14 protein-coding genes are annotated in these 16,254 nt (G+C 38.4%); 11 read left to right on the forward strand and 3 right to left on the reverse strand.

Going from position 1 to position 16,254, the window contains the following annotated elements; all coding sequences use genetic code 11:
* Window positions 1–120 precede the first annotated feature (120 nt).
* The 4 genes from QNH20_RS10350 to QNH20_RS10365 all read left to right on the forward strand — a co-directional run bounded on the left by QNH20_RS10350 (window position 121) and on the right by QNH20_RS10365 (window position 4,774).
* Complete coding sequence (locus QNH20_RS10350) at window positions 121–1,206, forward strand: C45 family autoproteolytic acyltransferase/hydrolase (RefSeq protein ID WP_283922801.1); 1,086 nt, start codon at window positions 121–123, stop codon at window positions 1,204–1,206.
* A 17-nt stretch (window positions 1,207–1,223) separates the two neighbouring features.
* A complete protein-coding gene (locus tag QNH20_RS10355; protein WP_283922802.1) occupies window positions 1,224–2,651 on the forward strand; it encodes an NAD-dependent succinate-semialdehyde dehydrogenase in 1,428 nt (475 codons plus the stop codon).
* Window positions 2,652–2,683: 32 nt separating this feature from the next.
* The gene (locus QNH20_RS10360; RefSeq protein ID WP_283922803.1) at window positions 2,684–3,349 is read left to right on the forward strand and encodes a GNAT family N-acetyltransferase; all 666 of its coding nucleotides are present in this window, start codon (window positions 2,684–2,686) and stop codon (window positions 3,347–3,349) included.
* Window positions 3,350–3,463: 114 nt separating this feature from the next.
* The gene (locus QNH20_RS10365; protein WP_481858098.1) at window positions 3,464–4,774 is read left to right on the forward strand and encodes an APC family permease; all 1,311 of its coding nucleotides are present in this window, start codon (window positions 3,464–3,466) and stop codon (window positions 4,772–4,774) included.
* Window positions 4,775–4,939: 165 nt separating this feature from the next.
* Here the strand turns inward: QNH20_RS10365 and QNH20_RS10370 are convergent, their stop codons facing one another.
* The 3 genes from QNH20_RS10370 to QNH20_RS10380 all read right to left on the reverse strand — a co-directional run bounded on the left by QNH20_RS10370 (window position 4,940) and on the right by QNH20_RS10380 (window position 8,289).
* Window positions 4,940–5,737 carry a response regulator transcription factor gene (locus QNH20_RS10370; RefSeq protein ID WP_283922804.1) on the reverse strand — a complete coding sequence of 266 codons (798 nt, stop codon included), beginning with the start codon at window positions 5,735–5,737 and terminating at the stop codon, window positions 4,940–4,942.
* Between the two features lie 2 nt (window positions 5,738–5,739).
* Complete coding sequence (locus QNH20_RS10375; RefSeq protein WP_283922805.1) at window positions 5,740–6,933, reverse strand: histidine kinase; 1,194 nt, start codon at window positions 6,931–6,933, stop codon at window positions 5,740–5,742.
* Between the two features lie 231 nt (window positions 6,934–7,164).
* Window positions 7,165–8,289, reverse strand: a complete 1,125-nt coding sequence (locus tag QNH20_RS10380) for a 1-propanol dehydrogenase PduQ (protein ID WP_283922806.1) — start codon at window positions 8,287–8,289, stop codon at window positions 7,165–7,167.
* A 397-nt stretch (window positions 8,290–8,686) separates the two neighbouring features.
* On the opposite strand from QNH20_RS10380, the gene QNH20_RS10385 reads away from it, so the two are divergent.
* The 7 genes from QNH20_RS10385 (at window position 8,687) to cutC (ending at window position 16,244) form a co-directional block, all read left to right on the forward strand.
* Entirely contained in the window at window positions 8,687–9,601 is a 915-nt protein-coding gene (locus QNH20_RS10385; protein ID WP_283922807.1) for a choline kinase family protein, read from the forward strand.
* 408 nt (window positions 9,602–10,009) lie between these two features.
* Complete coding sequence (locus QNH20_RS10390; RefSeq protein WP_283922808.1) at window positions 10,010–11,128, forward strand: hypothetical protein; 1,119 nt, start codon at window positions 10,010–10,012, stop codon at window positions 11,126–11,128.
* Window positions 11,129–11,144: 16 nt separating this feature from the next.
* The gene (locus QNH20_RS10395) at window positions 11,145–11,411 is read left to right on the forward strand and encodes a hypothetical protein (protein WP_283922809.1); all 267 of its coding nucleotides are present in this window, start codon (window positions 11,145–11,147) and stop codon (window positions 11,409–11,411) included.
* A gap of 63 nt (window positions 11,412–11,474) precedes the next feature.
* Complete coding sequence (locus QNH20_RS10400; protein ID WP_283922810.1) at window positions 11,475–11,771, forward strand: BMC domain-containing protein; 297 nt, start codon at window positions 11,475–11,477, stop codon at window positions 11,769–11,771.
* Window positions 11,772–11,794: 23 nt separating this feature from the next.
* Window positions 11,795–12,097, forward strand: a complete 303-nt coding sequence (locus tag QNH20_RS10405) for a BMC domain-containing protein (RefSeq protein ID WP_283922811.1) — start codon at window positions 11,795–11,797, stop codon at window positions 12,095–12,097.
* Window positions 12,098–12,128: 31 nt separating this feature from the next.
* The gene (locus tag QNH20_RS10410) at window positions 12,129–13,616 is read left to right on the forward strand and encodes an aldehyde dehydrogenase family protein (RefSeq protein ID WP_283922812.1); all 1,488 of its coding nucleotides are present in this window, start codon (window positions 12,129–12,131) and stop codon (window positions 13,614–13,616) included.
* Between the two features lie 87 nt (window positions 13,617–13,703).
* Entirely contained in the window at window positions 13,704–16,244 is a 2,541-nt protein-coding gene (gene cutC / locus QNH20_RS10415; RefSeq protein WP_283922813.1) for a choline trimethylamine-lyase, read from the forward strand.
* Window positions 16,245–16,254 lie beyond the last annotated feature (10 nt).

Here is a 16,254-nt window from a genome sequence, read left to right on the forward strand (position 1 = left end):
CAATCCAAAGTTGATGGGGGAAACGGGAATTTAGTCAGATAAACAGCCAAAACAGACGGGAAAAAATCAGTAACCTAAAATCGTGCCAAGCGGTCAAATGCTTAGAAAGTGTGGTTAGCGATGATAAAAAAGTTGATTCTTCAAGGTTCCGCTAAAGAAATTGGAAGGCAGTATGGATCGCAGGCAAGTGAACAAGTAATGCAAAGCTTAGAAACATATGAAAAACTTTTTTATGGATACAAAAAGTTAACATGGAAACAAGCTAGAGAGGTTGCATTACGACATGTAAATGCTATAGACAAGCTCGATCACCAGTTAATAGAGGAAATGGAAGGAGTGGCAGAGGGAGCGGGGGTTGATTTTGAAGATATCTTAGCCCTTAATGCGAGGAGTGAGATTGCATTGGCCGATTATCAGGGCAGTAATTTTTCGGATGGCTGTACAGCAATCGCCATTACATCACCACTTATTGAAGAGACCATTATTGGGCAAAACTGGGATTGGAAAGCACAGCAAAAAAACAGTCTATTATTATTAGAGATTCATAAACCGTCAAAGCCCATTGTAAAAATGGTGACCGAAGGAGGGATGATTGGAAAAATTGGCTTTAATTCAAATGGGTTAGGTGTTTGTTTTAATGCCTTATTAACAAACAAAAGTAGTGACACTATACCCATTCACATTGGGCTGAGGGCAGTGTTGGATTCCTATTCCTTATCTGAAGCTATTTCTAAAATAAAGGGGGGAAATATTGCAGCTGCAGCCAGCTATTTAATTGGATACGATGACCAAAAAGGCAATGGGATAGCCGTAAATGTCGAGGTTTCCCCGTTTGGAATAGATTTGGTTGGAGAAAATGATGGGAGATTGGTTCACACGAATCATCTACTTTCTCATTCATTAAAAAAGAATGGTTTAACCGACATGAATGAGTATATATTCGAAGATTCTATGCTGCGAAAAAAACGTGCAGAGCAACTAATCAGCAGAAAAATAATGAACAAGGAACCTCTTAATATGGAGGCATTTAAAGAGTGGTTTTCGGACCAATTTAATGCACCAAATTCTATCAATCACTTTGAAAACGAGTTTGTGCCAGAGCATAGGCGTATGGAAACCGTATTCTCCATCATTATGAATCTATCGAAAAAGAAAATGCTGCTTTGCATAGGAAAACCATCTGAGTCGTATTATGAAGAAGTTTAATAGCTGGAGGTAATGTGATGTTGTATATAAATGGGGAATGGAGACATTCCCTTTCTGGGAATACGCTCGATATTTATAATCCTGCTACTGGTGAAAAAATATCTAATGTAGCTTATTGTGGTAAAGAAGAAACTAGAGAAGCGATTGAAAAAGCACACGATGCATTTCAAACTTGGAAGCAAACAACTGGTCAGGAGAGGGCACAATTATTAAAGAAAGTTGCTGATTTAATCAGAGAAAATGGGGAAGAAATCGCACAAACCATCACGAAGGAAATGGGAAAACCGATTACAGAAGCAAGACGCGAGATCATAAGCGGATCCAATTATGTGGAGTGGTTTGCTGAAGAAGCAAAGAGGATTTATGGAGAAACCATTCCTGCTCCACAAATTGATAAACATTTAATGCTGGTTCAACAACCAATTGGAGTAGTAGGAGCGATTACACCCTGGAATTATCCATTATCAATGGTAACTAGGAAGATAGCACCGGCATTAGCGGCGGGCTGTACGGTGGTTTTAAAGCCTGCCCCATCCACTCCATTAACCGCGATAAAAGTATTCGAATGCTTTTATAAAGCTGGTTTGCCAAAGGGAGTTGTCAATTTAGTTATCGGCCCTGCAGAAGAAATTGGTGCTGAATTAACGAGTAATCCGCTTGTTCGTAAAATTACCTTTACCGGGTCAACAACTGTTGGGAAAAAACTTATACGAGATTCAGCGGACACAGTAAAAAAAATTTCAATGGAACTCGGAGGCCATGCGCCGTTTATCGTGTTTGAAGATGCAAATATGGATGCTGCTGTTGAAGGAGCAATCAGTACAAAATTTGTGAATAATGGCCAAACATGTATTTGTACAAATCGTATTTATGTGGCAGAGGAAATTGCAGAGGAATTTGGGGAAAAGCTTGCAGCGAAAGCTTTACAATTAATCGTCGGGAATGGCCTAAATGAAAGCACTCAAGTAGGCCCTCTTATTAATGAACAGGCTTTAAAAAAGGTCGATAGTCATGTGAAAGATGCTATTGCACATAATGGAGAAATTCTTTGTGGTGGGGAAAGGATGGAATTTTCAAATCTAAATGGTTGTTTTTATAAACCAACAGTCATTAATCATGCGAATGACAGGATGAAAATTGCACAGGAAGAAACCTTTGGTCCAGTTGTACCCATTTTCACTTTCAAAAGTGAAGGAGAAGTGATTGAAAAAGCAAATAATACAAACTATGGGCTTGCAGCGTATTGCTATACAAGTGATTTGGGTAGAGGGTTACGTATGATGCGTGAACTAGACTATGGAATTGTTGGCATAAATGACCCGGCCCCTATTGTTACTCAATCTCCTTTTGGTGGTCTCAAAGAAAGCGGAATTGGAAAAGAAGGAGGAAAACAAGGTATTCAAGAGTATCTTGAAAAGAAGTTTGTTTCGATCCTTATTGGATAGTTCTTCTACAAAGTGAGTGAGGAGGATATGTTATGAGTAATGAAAATAGGAATTTAGAATTTAAGGAGGAGCAGATAGTAAACAATACAGATCTAATCATACGTAATAGTCGCCCGGAGGACGCAGAACGAATAGCTGAACTTGCACGAAAATGTTTTGATCCTCCTGAAATAGCTTTTACAAAAGAAAATTTTTTAAGTCAAATTGAACATTTTCCGAAAGGACAATTTTGTGTTGAATTTAATGGTGAAATCATCGGTTCATGCTCAAGTGTAATCGTGAATATTGAAGAATATCCTAAGTATCATACGTTGGCTGAGATATCAGACAATGGTAATATCAGGAACCACAACCCTAATGGAAAAAACCTATACGGAATAGATGTAATTGTACATCCAAAATTTCGAGGATTGAAAATTGGTAAGGGTTTTTATAATACTCGAAGAAAATTATGTGAAAATCTCGGCTTACATTCTGTTATGTTTGGTGGGAGAATTCCAAACTATCATAAATATGCTGACAAATTAACAGCGGATAATTATGTGAGCAAAGTAATACAGAATAATATATTTGATCCTGTATTAACATTTCAATTAAAAAATGGATTTCTATATAAATATATCTTACCTAATTATATTCCTACGGACCATGAATCCATGTATTTTGCGACTTTTATGGAATGGGTAAATAGTAATTAATTAAAGTCTTTCGTTTTTCAAGTAGGTTGTTAACAAAAAATGAAATCGCTTTCATCACCAATTAAAGGAGAGATGGTAAGGTTGGAGAATGTTACTCTTAAACGGACACTTGGAATGTGGGCAATCGTTGGACTAGGATTAGGTTATATGACCCCTACTGTTGTCTTTGATACCTTTGGGATTGTGTCTAAAGAAACGAATGGTTTAGTTCCACTTGCGTACATCACTGCTTTGATTGTTATGGCGTTAACAGCAATAAGTTACGGGAAGATGGTCAAGGTGTTCCCTAGCGCAGGGTCGGCTTATACCTATACTAGAGAGACCATGAACCCACATCTCGGATTTCTAGTCGGCTGGACAGCTTTACTGGATTATTTATTACTGCCGATGGTGAATGCATTGATTATCCGTATTTATATGGTTGCCCTATTCCCTGAAGTCCCTGCTTGGGTATGGGTAGTGGTATATGTGGCCATCGTCACAGCCTTTAATGTTTGGAGTATGAGGAATACATCCAATTTGAATGCGATACTCGTTATATTCGGAACGGTCTTAATTGGGGCCTTTGTTGTCCTTGCCATTATTAAGCTCATGCAAGGTATGGGACAGGGAACAGTCTTTACCACGGAACCACTATTTCATTCCAATTTACAGCTTGGTCATATTTTAACAGGGGCCACAGTGGTCTGTTTTTCCTTTATTGGGTTTGATGCTGTTACTATGTATGCCGAGGAAGCCAAGGATGACAAAACACTGCCTAGAGCGATCATGTTGACAGTCCTACTTGGCGGGGCAATATTCTTAATTGGTGCTTATTTTTCACAAGCTTTATTTCCGGATAATTCAAAATTCTCCGTCGTTGATGACCCATTGCCTGAAATCGGCTATTATGTAGGCGGTACATTATTCAAACTGCTATTTGTAGCCGGGGGGTTTGCTGCTACAGCCGCTTCAGGCCTTGCCTCGCATGCCAGCGTTTCGAGACTCTTGTATGTTATGGGGCGAAACGGTGTACTGCCAAGAAAGTTATTCGGCTATGTTCATCCTAAATTTAGGACGCCTGTCTTTAATGTCATCTTAGTAGGATTAGTTTCTCTCCTTGCCATTTCTCCCAGCTTAGAATTAATCTCCGCCGTTATCAACTTTGGAGCGTTAATTGCTTTTACATTCGTGAATTTATCAGTAATCGCCTATTTCATTTTCCGCCAAAAAAGATACAAAACGAAAAAAGATATTTTCTCCTATCTAATTATGCCAATATTAGGAGCTGGTTCAACAGGAATCCTATGGTATAACCTTCATGTCGATGCACTGATCGGAGGAATTGTATGGGTAGGAATTGGATGTTTCTATATGCTATTTCAAACTAAATTACTTAAACGAAATATTACTGTCTTGGATTATGAAGCAGAGCAAAAAATATAAGGTAACGGGAGGGACTAATTATATGGTTCCTCTTTTTTCACTACTTAAATCTTCCGAATGTTAACCTAACATAAAAGAAAACTGCAAACCTTCTATTAAAAGAGATTTGCAGTCAGTGTCGGTAACAATAAACAAAATGTTGGAGGTGGGGAATACTATTTAATATTAACAGCCAACATTAATTTTACTAGTTGAATCACTCTGTTTTAATGCATGAACATATTTTCTATACGCTTGGGGAGTCATGTTCATTTTTGCACAAAATACTCTGTTAAAATATGAAGGGTCTGAGAAGCCGCATTCATATGAAATCCGGTAAGCTTGATAATTAGTGATTTCTAACAATCTACAGGCATATTCCATTCTCAGTTGATTAATATAATCAGTAAAAGCGACACCCTTCTCCTTTTTAAAAACATGGCTAAAGTATTTGGGATTCACAAACACCTTTGATGCAACCATTTCCAAAGTCAATTTTTCCCTGAAATGCTCTTTAATATATTTTATGGATTCTTCGATAAAGTAATGTCGATCTTCCGTTGTTTCTAGGCTCAATTCCATCGGCTTTTCCTCAACTAGTACTGTATCGTTTGATAACGTTTTCAACATTTTGTTAAATATTTCTTTGAACAAAATAGGTTTAACGGGCTTTAAAAGATATTCGAAAACTTTAAGGCTAATCGCTTTTTGTGCATATGAAAACTCTGAGTAGGCTGTCAAAATCGTAATACATGAGTTAGGCAAAAATTTTCTGATTTCCTCAATGGCAGTTAGCCCATCTATTTCGGTAATCATCAAATCCATTAAAATGATATTGGGCCGATACTGTTTTGCAAGTTGAATAGCCTGAGCTCCGCTCTCACAAGTTAACAGCTTATCGTCCTTATGAAGCTCATCTCGTACAAGCAATGTAAGGAACTCCCGCTCAAGTATTTCATCTTCGACAATCAAGACAACGTTCATCGCTAGCACCTTCCTATCGGTTGAGTGGGAATTTTTATGGTAACCGTACTTCCGCTGTAGTCAGATTTTACGATTTCTAATCCGTAACATTCCCCATAATATCTTTTTAAACGTTGGTTCGTACTCCGAAACCCTAGACCCGTATTATTTTCATCTTTTTGTATCTTAGCTAATACATCCTTTGGAAAACCATTCCCATTATCTGCAATCGAAATAATAATTACCTTATTAGCTTCTTCCGCGTAAATACTGATTTTACCTCCGTCACGCTTTGGAGTAATGCCGTGAATAAGTGCATTTTCAACAATAGGTTGTATTACCATGTTAGGGATTCTATAGGACTTAATTTTTTCTGGGACATCAATGTGATATTCCAAACGGTTTTTAAATCGTGCCTTTTGTATGTATAGATATTTCTCAATGTTATCTATTTCAGAAGCAATGGTATGCAGCTTATTTTCCTGCTTTAAATTGTATCGCAGCAAATCGGACAGGCAGTAGATCAGTTCCTCGGTTGTGTGGGAATGCTCAAAATATGCAATACGGGCAATGCAATTCAATGTATTGAACAAGAAATGTGGATTGATGACTAGCGACATGTTCTTCGCTTCTAAATCGATAATCTTTTTCTCAAGCATTTCCTTTTCAATCGACAACCTTGCTACATCGGAATTAGCATGACTAACACTTTCCGACAAGTCAATCGAAATATTGTTAGCAATGTGGCTGCATAATTGTTCATGTATTTTAATTTTATTAGGTTCGACAGTTTTCAATGAAGAGATTGATTTAGCTATAAACTCTAATTCTGCATTTTTCTCATTTTTAAGAGACTGAATATCAATCATATATTTTTGATATTCGGTATCCTGTGAATATACCTGCATACCGGCTATATATCCAAGAGTCTCATCCTGTACCTTAATAGGCAAAAGGATGTTTTCGAGACCATATCTGCAGACAAAGCTGCCCTCATCGCCTGATTTAAACCGGCAACTGTAGTCGGGGCATACCTGATCTCCACGTTCTCGGCATATATGGGTGCAAAAATCGGGTGAGGGGATTAACTCCAGCAAAATCTGCCCATTAGTATCTACCAAAAACAAGGAAATATCTGATAAGGATAAAATACCGCTATAGCGGGCATATATATTAGAAGCAATTAATTTATTAAGAGAATTATCGGTTGTCTTCATTCTAGTTCACCTCCCGGCCAGCAGTTAATAATAAGAGTAAGTAAAGGTTAGAAAGAACCATCCTTTCATATTATAGCAAAAGAAAAATAGCATTTTTAAAGCTTATTGTGAAGATTCCATCTCATTTTTGAATTTGCCTATGCTAATTTAGAACAAAAATAAACCTCCCTATTGAAAAAACAATTGGGAGGTTAGAAATTAACTTACTTTTTTTAAAAATATTTTACTTAATCAATAACACTTTTGATAAATTCGTATCAAATCTTCCTTTGAAGGCTGCTTTGGGTTGGTTGGGGTACACCGATCTTGCGCAGCGGTTTCACTCATTTGTTCTACTGCTTTTTCAAACTCGATTTGATCCACACCGAGGGCCCTTATATTCTCTTCGACTCCTAGTGCTTTTATCAGTTTCTTTATAGCCAGTATGAAATTAACGGTTCCTTCACGACGTGTCCTGGCTGGAAGATCTAGAATCTTTGCCAGTTTTGAGTATCTCTCGGCAGCGTAACCGCTCGCACTTCCGCTTAGCTCGGCATTATATTCGATAACCGCTAGAAGCAAAAGCGCATTCGAGCGACCGTGAGAAATGTGGAATGTTCCCCCTAAAGCATGTGCAAGGCTATGATTGATGCCAAGACCCGCATTTGTAAAGGCCATTCCTGCTATACAGGAAGCATTTAGGACTCGATCTCTTGCTTGGTCATTCTTTGTGTCCTTGTAAAGCGACTCAAGGTTTTCAAATATAAGTTTAATTGCTTTTTCTGCTAGAGCATCGGTAAAGTCGGTTGCTTTTGTTGAAACATAGGCCTCAATGGCATGAACCAAAACATCTATCCCTGTATCTGCTGCCACACGTTGAGGAACATGTTGAATACAGGTAGAGTCAAGTATCGCTATGTCTGGTGAGATCAATTCATCAATTATGACTACTTTTTCACCTTCAGAGGTAATCACAGTAAAGTCGGTTACCTCTGAGCCTGTTCCACTAGTAGAAGGGATTGCGATAAAGAGTGGTTTTTTTATTTCTAATCCTTCAATGTTTCCAAACTTTCGCATGAAATAAAGGATACCTTTAGCCGTGTCTATGGCAGAGCCTCCGCCAATCGCAACGAGAACATCTGCACCACTATTTCTGTAAAGCTTCAGCCCATCTGCAATTAAACTTACATCCGGATCAGGGCGCACCCCTGTAAAAACAGTTGAGCTAATTCCCGCTTCATTTAGGTGATTAACCACCTCTTGAAGATATCCCAGAGATTCCATGATAGAGTCCGACACAATAAATGCTCTATTTCCACTAATCTTACTTAAAGACTTTAGGGATTGATTGTTAAAATTGACCTTGGTTTTAAGCAAAAATGTTTCTTCTATGATAGTTCCCTCCCATTGAACTTACTCTTTTTTTATATTTATTGCATTTACTCTGTTGGTTATCTTTCCTAAGATGATTAATAATGCTCATATGATAGCATATTAAATGATTAATATATTGAAGATTCGCTATAAGGATATAGCATTATCTATCCTAATGAAATTAGACATTGCACATAATCTCTTTTCTTGAACAATCGTTATATTGAAGGTTAACAAGGGCTGTAAGGACATGGAAACAATGCATTGATTCGGGTAAATATTATTGCTATAATTTGAATGTTTAAATTAGCTATTTAAAGGTTCAAACTGTTTCGTCGATCCGTTGCTTGTATTCTCTTAATTAATAAATAGACTTTAATGTGCATTGGTGGGATAAGGTATGAAAATGGAAGAAATAGTACAAGAAAAGCTTCGTCTCTTATTTAATGATGACAGCATTATATTCGATAAATCCCGTTTTGCAGGCGGGCTCACCAATTACAACTACATTATGAACATTAAAGGAACTGAATATGTAATTCGGCAGCCAGGTGGAATGACCAATCAGATCATCGACCGAAAAATTGAAAAGGTTAACAATAAGCTCGCTTCAGAGCTTGGCTTGAATTCTGAGGTTGTTTATTTTGATGAATTCAGTGGAATTAAAATTAGTGCATACATTAAAAATAGTAAAAACGTGGCTATTACTGACCCATGCAGCGAGGGAAACTTGAGAGCTGTATCAAGTTTGATGAAAAAAATTCACTCAAGCCCAGTTCGTTTTCCTAATTCCTTTGAATGGCACAAGGAATTACAAAAATATGAAGAGATAGTGAGAGAGCTTAACGGCGATTTTTTCTTTGACTATGCTGACTTAAAAAATAAGCTGCTAGAATTTGCTCATAAAAATATTACTTCTACAAATTCTTGTCCTTGTCATAATGATACAGTACCTGAAAACATCTTGGTTAACGACAATGGCAGAGCTTTTCTGATAGACTGGGAATACTCAGGAATGAACGATCCAAGCTGGGATGTGGCTGCGTATATTCTTGAATCAAAACTCACTGAGGAATCCATTGAATATCTTCTTTTGGAATACTATGGCCGAATACCGGCTACTGTAGAAGTATTAAAGATAAAATCATTTATTTTAGCACAAGATTTGCTTTGGACAGTATGGGCACTGATTAGACATTATAATGGTGACGATTTCCTCGACTATTGCGTCTATAGATATGAACGCTTTCGAAAAAATGTCAGGGCACTCACTTTTTCATCAGATTGTTCAATTGCCGATATGGTAAAAGTCTAGATAACTAATTTTATATTTTTATTGACCAGATAAACGCTTTGAGAATTCAAGGCGTTTTTTTGTTTTTGAATAGAAAAAATCGAGTTAAATGCTTCTATTAAATCCTATAAATCCAATTGAAAATATAAGTAAGGTAGCAGTAATGGAATAAAAGTAACGATTGTACAATAACAAAAAAAAACTGAAGGATTTTCTACAGTAAATTAATCCTGTAATGCCATAATAAAATTCTTGGTTCAGTTATGATTAAGCTGTTCTAGAAAAATGAAATATCAAAAAATGTTTTACCAAGTAAAGATAAATTATAAAGGTAATCAAGATCGGATAAATCTCAGCAAGAAATTACCTTTATAAGTTTATATTTATTGTTAATTTATTTAAAAATTTAATAGAAAGGGAGTTGTGTCTATGAAAGAAGTGACAGGAGCAGCTAATACTGCTGCAGTTACAGCAAAGAATAAGTTAGCATCACAATTTTTTAAAAAGGGTATCTTAATCGCTTTATTCTCAGGTGTTATGTATGGATTCTACTCAGCATTCCTGACATTAGGTATGTCGAAGGGGGTTTGGGGTGACTGGTATGGTGCCAACACAGCTGCTTTATCCGCCTTTGTTATTACTTATTTACTTGGTGCTCTTGGAAGCGCTGTTAATGATACATGCAGCGCGGGATGGGCATTACTGAATATTGGTGTAAAAAGTAAAATGGGAGATTTCTTTAGAACGCTTAATACCAAACCAGGTCGTGTGATGATTTTAGCAGCACTTGTAGGAGGTCCTATTTCAAGTACAGCCTATGTGGTTGGTCTTCAAATGGCTGGTTCTATTGTTATTCCTATTACAGCTCTTTGTCCGGCAATTGGTGCAATTTTAGGAAGAATTTTATTTAAGCAGCAATTAACGAAACGGATGATGCTGGGGATAGCGATTTGTGTAACTGCTAGTTTTATGATTGGCAGCACAAGTATTAGCGGTGATGCACCAGAAGGTATGTTCTTAGGTATTTGTATTGCCTTTATTGCAGCTCTTGGCTGGGGCTTTGAAGGCTGTGTAGCAGGTTACGGTACATCCATGATTGACTATGAGATCGGCATCACGATTCGGCAAAGCATCTCAGGTCTTTCGAATCTTATTATTCTCCTTCCTATTTTTGGAATGTTGTCAGGCGATGTTTCAATTTCAGTAGACCTTGCTGTTCAGGCATTTACAAGTGGTCCTGCAATGATTTGGATTGCTTTAGCTGGTTTTTGTGCATTTATTTCATACATGAGCTGGTATAGAGGTAACAGTATGTGTGGTGCCGCTCTAGGTATGGCTTGTAATGGTACCTACTCTTTCTGGGGACCATTCTGCTGCTGGATCGTACTTGGAGTTTTCGCCGGTATGAAGGGTTGGGCATTACCTCCTATCGTTTGGATTGCAGCTGTATTGATGGTTTTTGGTATCTTGGTTATTGCAATGAATCCACTGGATTTATTCAGAAAAAAAGGCAATCAAGAGCCAATGGATCAAAAGAATGTAGGCTAATAAAGGAGAGGCATTTATGAAACCGCTTAACTACGCAATTCTAAAACACTTCACAAAAGTGGATGAGGCATGTGCAGAAGAAGTCATAGAGTCCTTAAGAGGAGAATATGGCAAATTTAAAGCTCTAAATAAAAAAGCTGTCATTGCAGCGTTAATGACAGCAGAAGCGAACGGACTTCTTGAAGAAACAAGATTCGAATTAGACCAAGCTGGTGAATTAAGAATTTACTATCATGCACACGAAGAAGGCGCAGATACCATTAATAAATACATAAAAGACTAATTTGAGGATTTTATTAATTCTAGAAGTCCAAAAATTAATGTTATTACCAGCAGGGGGGATAAGATGAGGTATCTAGGAGATGAAGCTTTAGGTCTTATTGAAACAGTAGGTATGGTCCCGGCGATAGAGGCAGCAGATAAAATGTTAAAGGCAGCAAATGTGGAGCTAGTATCATACGAAAACGTAGGATCCACTTTAGTTACGATTATGGTAAAGGGGGATGTGGCTGCTGTAAGAGCATCAGTGGAAGCAGGCGCTGAAGCTGCTGCCGCAATCGGTAAATTAACAGCACATAATGTTATGCCGCGCCCTATAAAAAGTGTCGGTGACATTGTTTCTATATATGACATTGATAAATAAAAAAAGTTAAAGGACTAACTAAAATGAATAATTATGAAGCGTTAGGCTTAATAGAAACATTTGGTATAGTGTATGTCTTAGAGGCAGCAGATGCCATGTGCAAATCAGCAGATGTCGAGTTAGTTGGTTTTGAGAACGTAGCTTCAGGATATATTTCTGTGTTAGTTCGCGGTGATGTTGGGGCTTGTAGAACAGCTGTAAGCACTGGTGTAAAAGCTGTAGAAGATATGGGTTCTCAGGTTTACAGTTCTGTTGTAATCGCAAGACCGCATGCCGATATTGAAAAAATTATTGCGCGTTATTCAATCGAAAACTTGCTTGGTTAATGTGCGGTTGGAATGAAAGGGAGAGTTAGAAATGAATATTATTGATAATGATTTGCTCTCCATCCAAGAAGCTCGAATTCTTGTGGAAAATGCACGTGAAGCACAAAAAAAGCTAGCAGCCTTTCCGCAGAAAAAACTGGATGAGATAGTTGAGCGCATGGTAGAAGAGATAGACAAGCATGCACGTGAACTTGCCATGATGTCCAGTGATGAAACGGATTATGGAAAATGGCAGGATAAATATGTTAAGAACAAGTTCATTAATGGATACCTGATTAACAGATTAAGAGGAAAGACTTATGTAGGGATTATTAACGATGATGCACAAAGCAAAACAATGGATATCGGTGTCCCGATTGGTGTCATTATTGCTCTATGTCCTGCAACCAGCCCAGCTTCTACTACTATTTATAAGGCATTAATAGCAATAAAGTCCGGCAATGCGATCATCTTTTCACCACATCCTAGAGCGAAAAATACAATTAGTAAGACACTAGACATTTTGATCCGAGCTGCTGAGGGATATGGGTTGCCAGAAGGAGCCCTTTCCTACTTGCATAAGGTTACGCCTAGTGGAACATCTCAATTAATGAATCATGACGCCACCTCCTTGATTATGAATACAGGTGTTCCTAGTATGTTAAAAGCAACACAAATGTCAGGAAAGCCTGTTATTTATGGTGGAAATGGCAATGGCCCTGCTTTTATTGAACGTACGGCTGACATCAAACAGGCGGTACAGGATATTATTACAAGTAAAACATTTGATTACGGAGTTGTATCTGCAGCGGAACAAGCTGTTGTAGTCGATCGATGTATAGCTTCGGAAGTAAAGCGAGAGTTTCAGAGTAATGGCGCGTATTTTATGACAGAAGAGGAATCACAAAAACTAGGGTCTCTCTTTTTCCGGTCGGACGGAAGGGCGAATACAGAAATGGTTGGTAAATCGGCACAGCAATTGGCAAAGCAAGCTGGTTTTAATGTGCCAGACAATGTGTTGGTCCTAATATCAGAGCAAAAATACGTTTCCGATACTAATCCATATTCGAAAGAAAAGCTTTGTCCGGTTTTGGCCTATTACATAGAAGACGATTGGATGAATGCTTGTGAAAAGTGTATTGAATTGTTAATTAGTGAGCGGAACGGTCATACTCTTGTTATTCATTCAACTGATGAAGCAGTAATTCGCCAGTTTGCCTTAAAAAAACCCGTAGGCAGAGTACTTGTTAATACCCCAGCAACTTTTGGAAGTATGGGTGCGACAACGAATCTATTCCCTGCAATGACTCTTGGCAGTGGATCTGCAGGTGTAGGGATTACTACCGATAATGTTTCACCAATGAATCTAATCTATATCCGCAAGGTTGGATACGGTGTCCGAAAGACAGAAGAGATTAGAAATGGAGTGTTATCAGAGGAAGCGCTTTCGGTTGACGGAGCGGCACAGTCTACTGCCTATAAGGTAGAAGACATTGAACTGCTGAAGTCTATTTTGAAAAATGCTATCGAAGGACATTGATAGTTATATAGATTCGGCTAAAGCCATGTAAGTTATATCAATTCTCATATAAGTATCTAAAAATAAACTGAATGAGAGGTAAGAAATTTGGATATTCGTGATTTTTCAAAAAAATTAGCAGAAGCAACCAAAACCATGTCTCCTGAGGAACGAGCAGGGTTAATTAAGTTATTTGAAGGCGTTACAACCACTATGGCAAAAGAAGACGAAAGCGATTTTACGAAAGAATTTAGTCATCATGACGGGGTTCCAGAGGGAATGACTGAACGCCAAAAGAGGTTAAAAGAAAACTATATGAAGCACGTTCCTTCAATTACAACCCATCGTGCTAGAGCGATAACAAAGATCGCGAAGGAAAATCCCGGCATGCCTAAGATTATGTTACGGGCTAAATGTTTCCGTTATTGCTGTGAGACAGCACCATTGGTCATTCAGGATGATGAGCTAATTGTTGGAGCACCAAACGGAGCCCCTCGTGCTGGAGCGTTTTCCCCGGATATTGCTTGGAGATGGATGGTTGACGAAATTGATACAATTGGAACTCGTCCTCAGGACCCATTTTACATTGCTGAAGAAGATAAAAGGATTATGCGTGAAGAACTGTTCCCATTCTGGGAAGGTAAGTCCGTTGATGAATATTGTGAAGATCAATACCGGGAAGCTGGTCTCTGGACACTTTCAGGTGAATCCTTTGTTTCTGATTGTTCGTACCATGCTTTAAATGGCGGCGGTGACTCCAATCCAGGCTATGATGTCATCCTAATGAAAAAGGGCATGCTAGATATTCAACAAGAGGCAAAGGATCATTTGGAGAAACTGGATTACCAAAATCCAGAAGACATTGAAAAGATCTATTTCTACAAATCTATTATTGATACAACAGAAGGCGTAATGATTTATGCCAAGCGATTATCTGATTACGCAGCAGAATTAGCTGCAAAGGAAAAGAATCCAAAACGTAAGGCAGAATTAGAAAAGATTTCCGAAGTGAATGCTTGGGTACCAGCCCATAAGCCGCGTACTTTTTGGGAAGCGATTCAATCCGTTTGGACGATTGAATCACTGCTAGTGGTGGAAGAGAATCAGACAGGTATGTCAATCGGTCGTGTTGACCAGTATATGTATCCATTCTATAAGGCAGATATAGAATCAGGTAGAATGACTGACTTTGAAGCATTTGAACTGGCTGGTTGTATGCTGATTAAAATGTCTGAAATGATGTGGATTACAAGTGAAGGTGGTTCTAAGTTTTTTGCAGGGTATCAGCCATTTGTCAATATGTGTGTTGGCGGTGTGACACGGGACGGTCGCGATGCAACCAATGACCTTACCTACCTGCTTATGGATGCGGTTCGTCATGTTAAGATTTATCAGCCGTCATTGGCAACTCGGATCCATAATAAATCACCGCAGAAATATTTGAAAAAAATAGTGGATGTTATTCGCTCTGGTATGGGATTCCCAGCATGTCATTTTGATGATGCACATATAAAGATGATGCTGTCAAAAGGTGTTTCGATCGAAGATGCACGAGACTATTGCTTAATGGGCTGTGTTGAACCTCAAAAGTCTGGTCGTCTTTATCAGTGGACTTCTACTGCTTATACCCAATGGCCTATCTGCATAGAATTAGTTCTAAACCATGGTGTTCCGCTTTGGTTTGGTAAGCAAGTCACTCCAGACATGGGAGATTTGAGCCAATATAAAACTTATGAGGATTTTGAAAACGCTGTTAATGAGCAAATTAAATATATTACAAAGTGGTCAAGCGTAGCTACCGTTATCTCTCAGCGGATTCACAGAGAAATGGCTCCTAAGCCTCTCATGTCTATCATGTACGAGGGCTGCATGGAAAGCGGTAAAGATGTTTCTGCAGGCGGGGCTATGTACAACTTTGGCCCAGGTGTTGTCTGGTCTGGTTTAGCTACCTATACAGACTCAATGGCTGCCATCAAGAAATTAGTATTTGACGAGAAGAAGTATACCCTAGAACAGCTTAATGAAGCATTAAAGGCTGACTTTATTGGCTATGAACAGATTAGAACCGACTGCCTGAATGCTCCTAAGTATGGCAACGATGATGATTATGCTGATTTAATTGCTTCAGATGTGATTAATTTTACAGAGAGGGATCATCGTAAATACAAGACACTTTATTCTATTTTGAGTCATGGCACATTGTCCATTTCGAACAACACTCCGTTTGGACAATTAACAGGAGCATCTGCAAATGGTCGTCGGGCATGGCTGCCATTGTCTGATGGTATCAGCCCGTCTCAAGGGGCTGATGTAAAAGGCCCGACCGCTATAATCAAATCTATTTCAAAGATGGCTGTTGATAGTATGAACATAGGTATGGTTCATAACTTTAAGCTTATGGCTGGATTGCTCGATACGCCGGAAGGGGAAGAAGGTATTATTACCCTTTTACGTACTGCTTCTGTACTAGGCAATGGAGAGATGCAGTTTAATTATCTTGATAATAAAACATTGATCGAAGCACAGAAACATCCTGAGCAGCATCGGGATTTAATTGTTCGGGTAGCAGGTTACAGTGCATTCTTTGTCGAGCTTTGTAAGGACGTTCAAGACGAAATTATCAGCAGAACGATGCTGACAAAAATTTAAGTCTTAATTT

The organism is Neobacillus sp. WH10, assembly GCF_030123405.1.
Classification (GTDB): domain Bacteria; phylum Bacillota; class Bacilli; order Bacillales; family Cytobacillaceae; genus Neobacillus.

Bases quoted from the DNA above. Each gene is read 5' to 3' on its own strand.
- QNH20_RS10360 (WP_283922803.1), top strand. From the start codon at position 2,684: ATGAGTAATGAAAATAGGAATTTAGAATTTAAGGAGGAGCAGATAGTA.
- QNH20_RS10405 (WP_283922811.1), top strand. From the start codon at position 11,795: ATGAATAATTATGAAGCGTTAGGCTTAATAGAAACATTTGGTATAGTG.
- QNH20_RS10355 (WP_283922802.1), top strand. From the start codon at position 1,224: ATGTTGTATATAAATGGGGAATGGAGACATTCCCTTTCTGGGAATACG.
- QNH20_RS10395 (WP_283922809.1), top strand. From the start codon at position 11,145: ATGAAACCGCTTAACTACGCAATTCTAAAACACTTCACAAAAGTGGAT.
- QNH20_RS10385 (WP_283922807.1), top strand. From the start codon at position 8,687: ATGAAAATGGAAGAAATAGTACAAGAAAAGCTTCGTCTCTTATTTAAT.
- QNH20_RS10365 (WP_481858098.1), top strand. From the start codon at position 3,464: ATGTGGGCAATCGTTGGACTAGGATTAGGTTATATGACCCCTACTGTT.
- QNH20_RS10370 (WP_283922804.1), bottom strand. From the start codon at position 5,737: ATGAACGTTGTCTTGATTGTCGAAGATGAAATACTTGAGCGGGAGTTC.
- QNH20_RS10375 (WP_283922805.1), bottom strand. From the start codon at position 6,933: ATGAAGACAACCGATAATTCTCTTAATAAATTAATTGCTTCTAATATA.
- QNH20_RS10410 (WP_283922812.1), top strand. From the start codon at position 12,129: ATGAATATTATTGATAATGATTTGCTCTCCATCCAAGAAGCTCGAATT.
- QNH20_RS10390 (WP_283922808.1), top strand. From the start codon at position 10,010: ATGAAAGAAGTGACAGGAGCAGCTAATACTGCTGCAGTTACAGCAAAG.
- QNH20_RS10400 (WP_283922810.1), top strand. From the start codon at position 11,475: ATGAGGTATCTAGGAGATGAAGCTTTAGGTCTTATTGAAACAGTAGGT.
- QNH20_RS10350 (WP_283922801.1), top strand. From the start codon at position 121: ATGATAAAAAAGTTGATTCTTCAAGGTTCCGCTAAAGAAATTGGAAGG.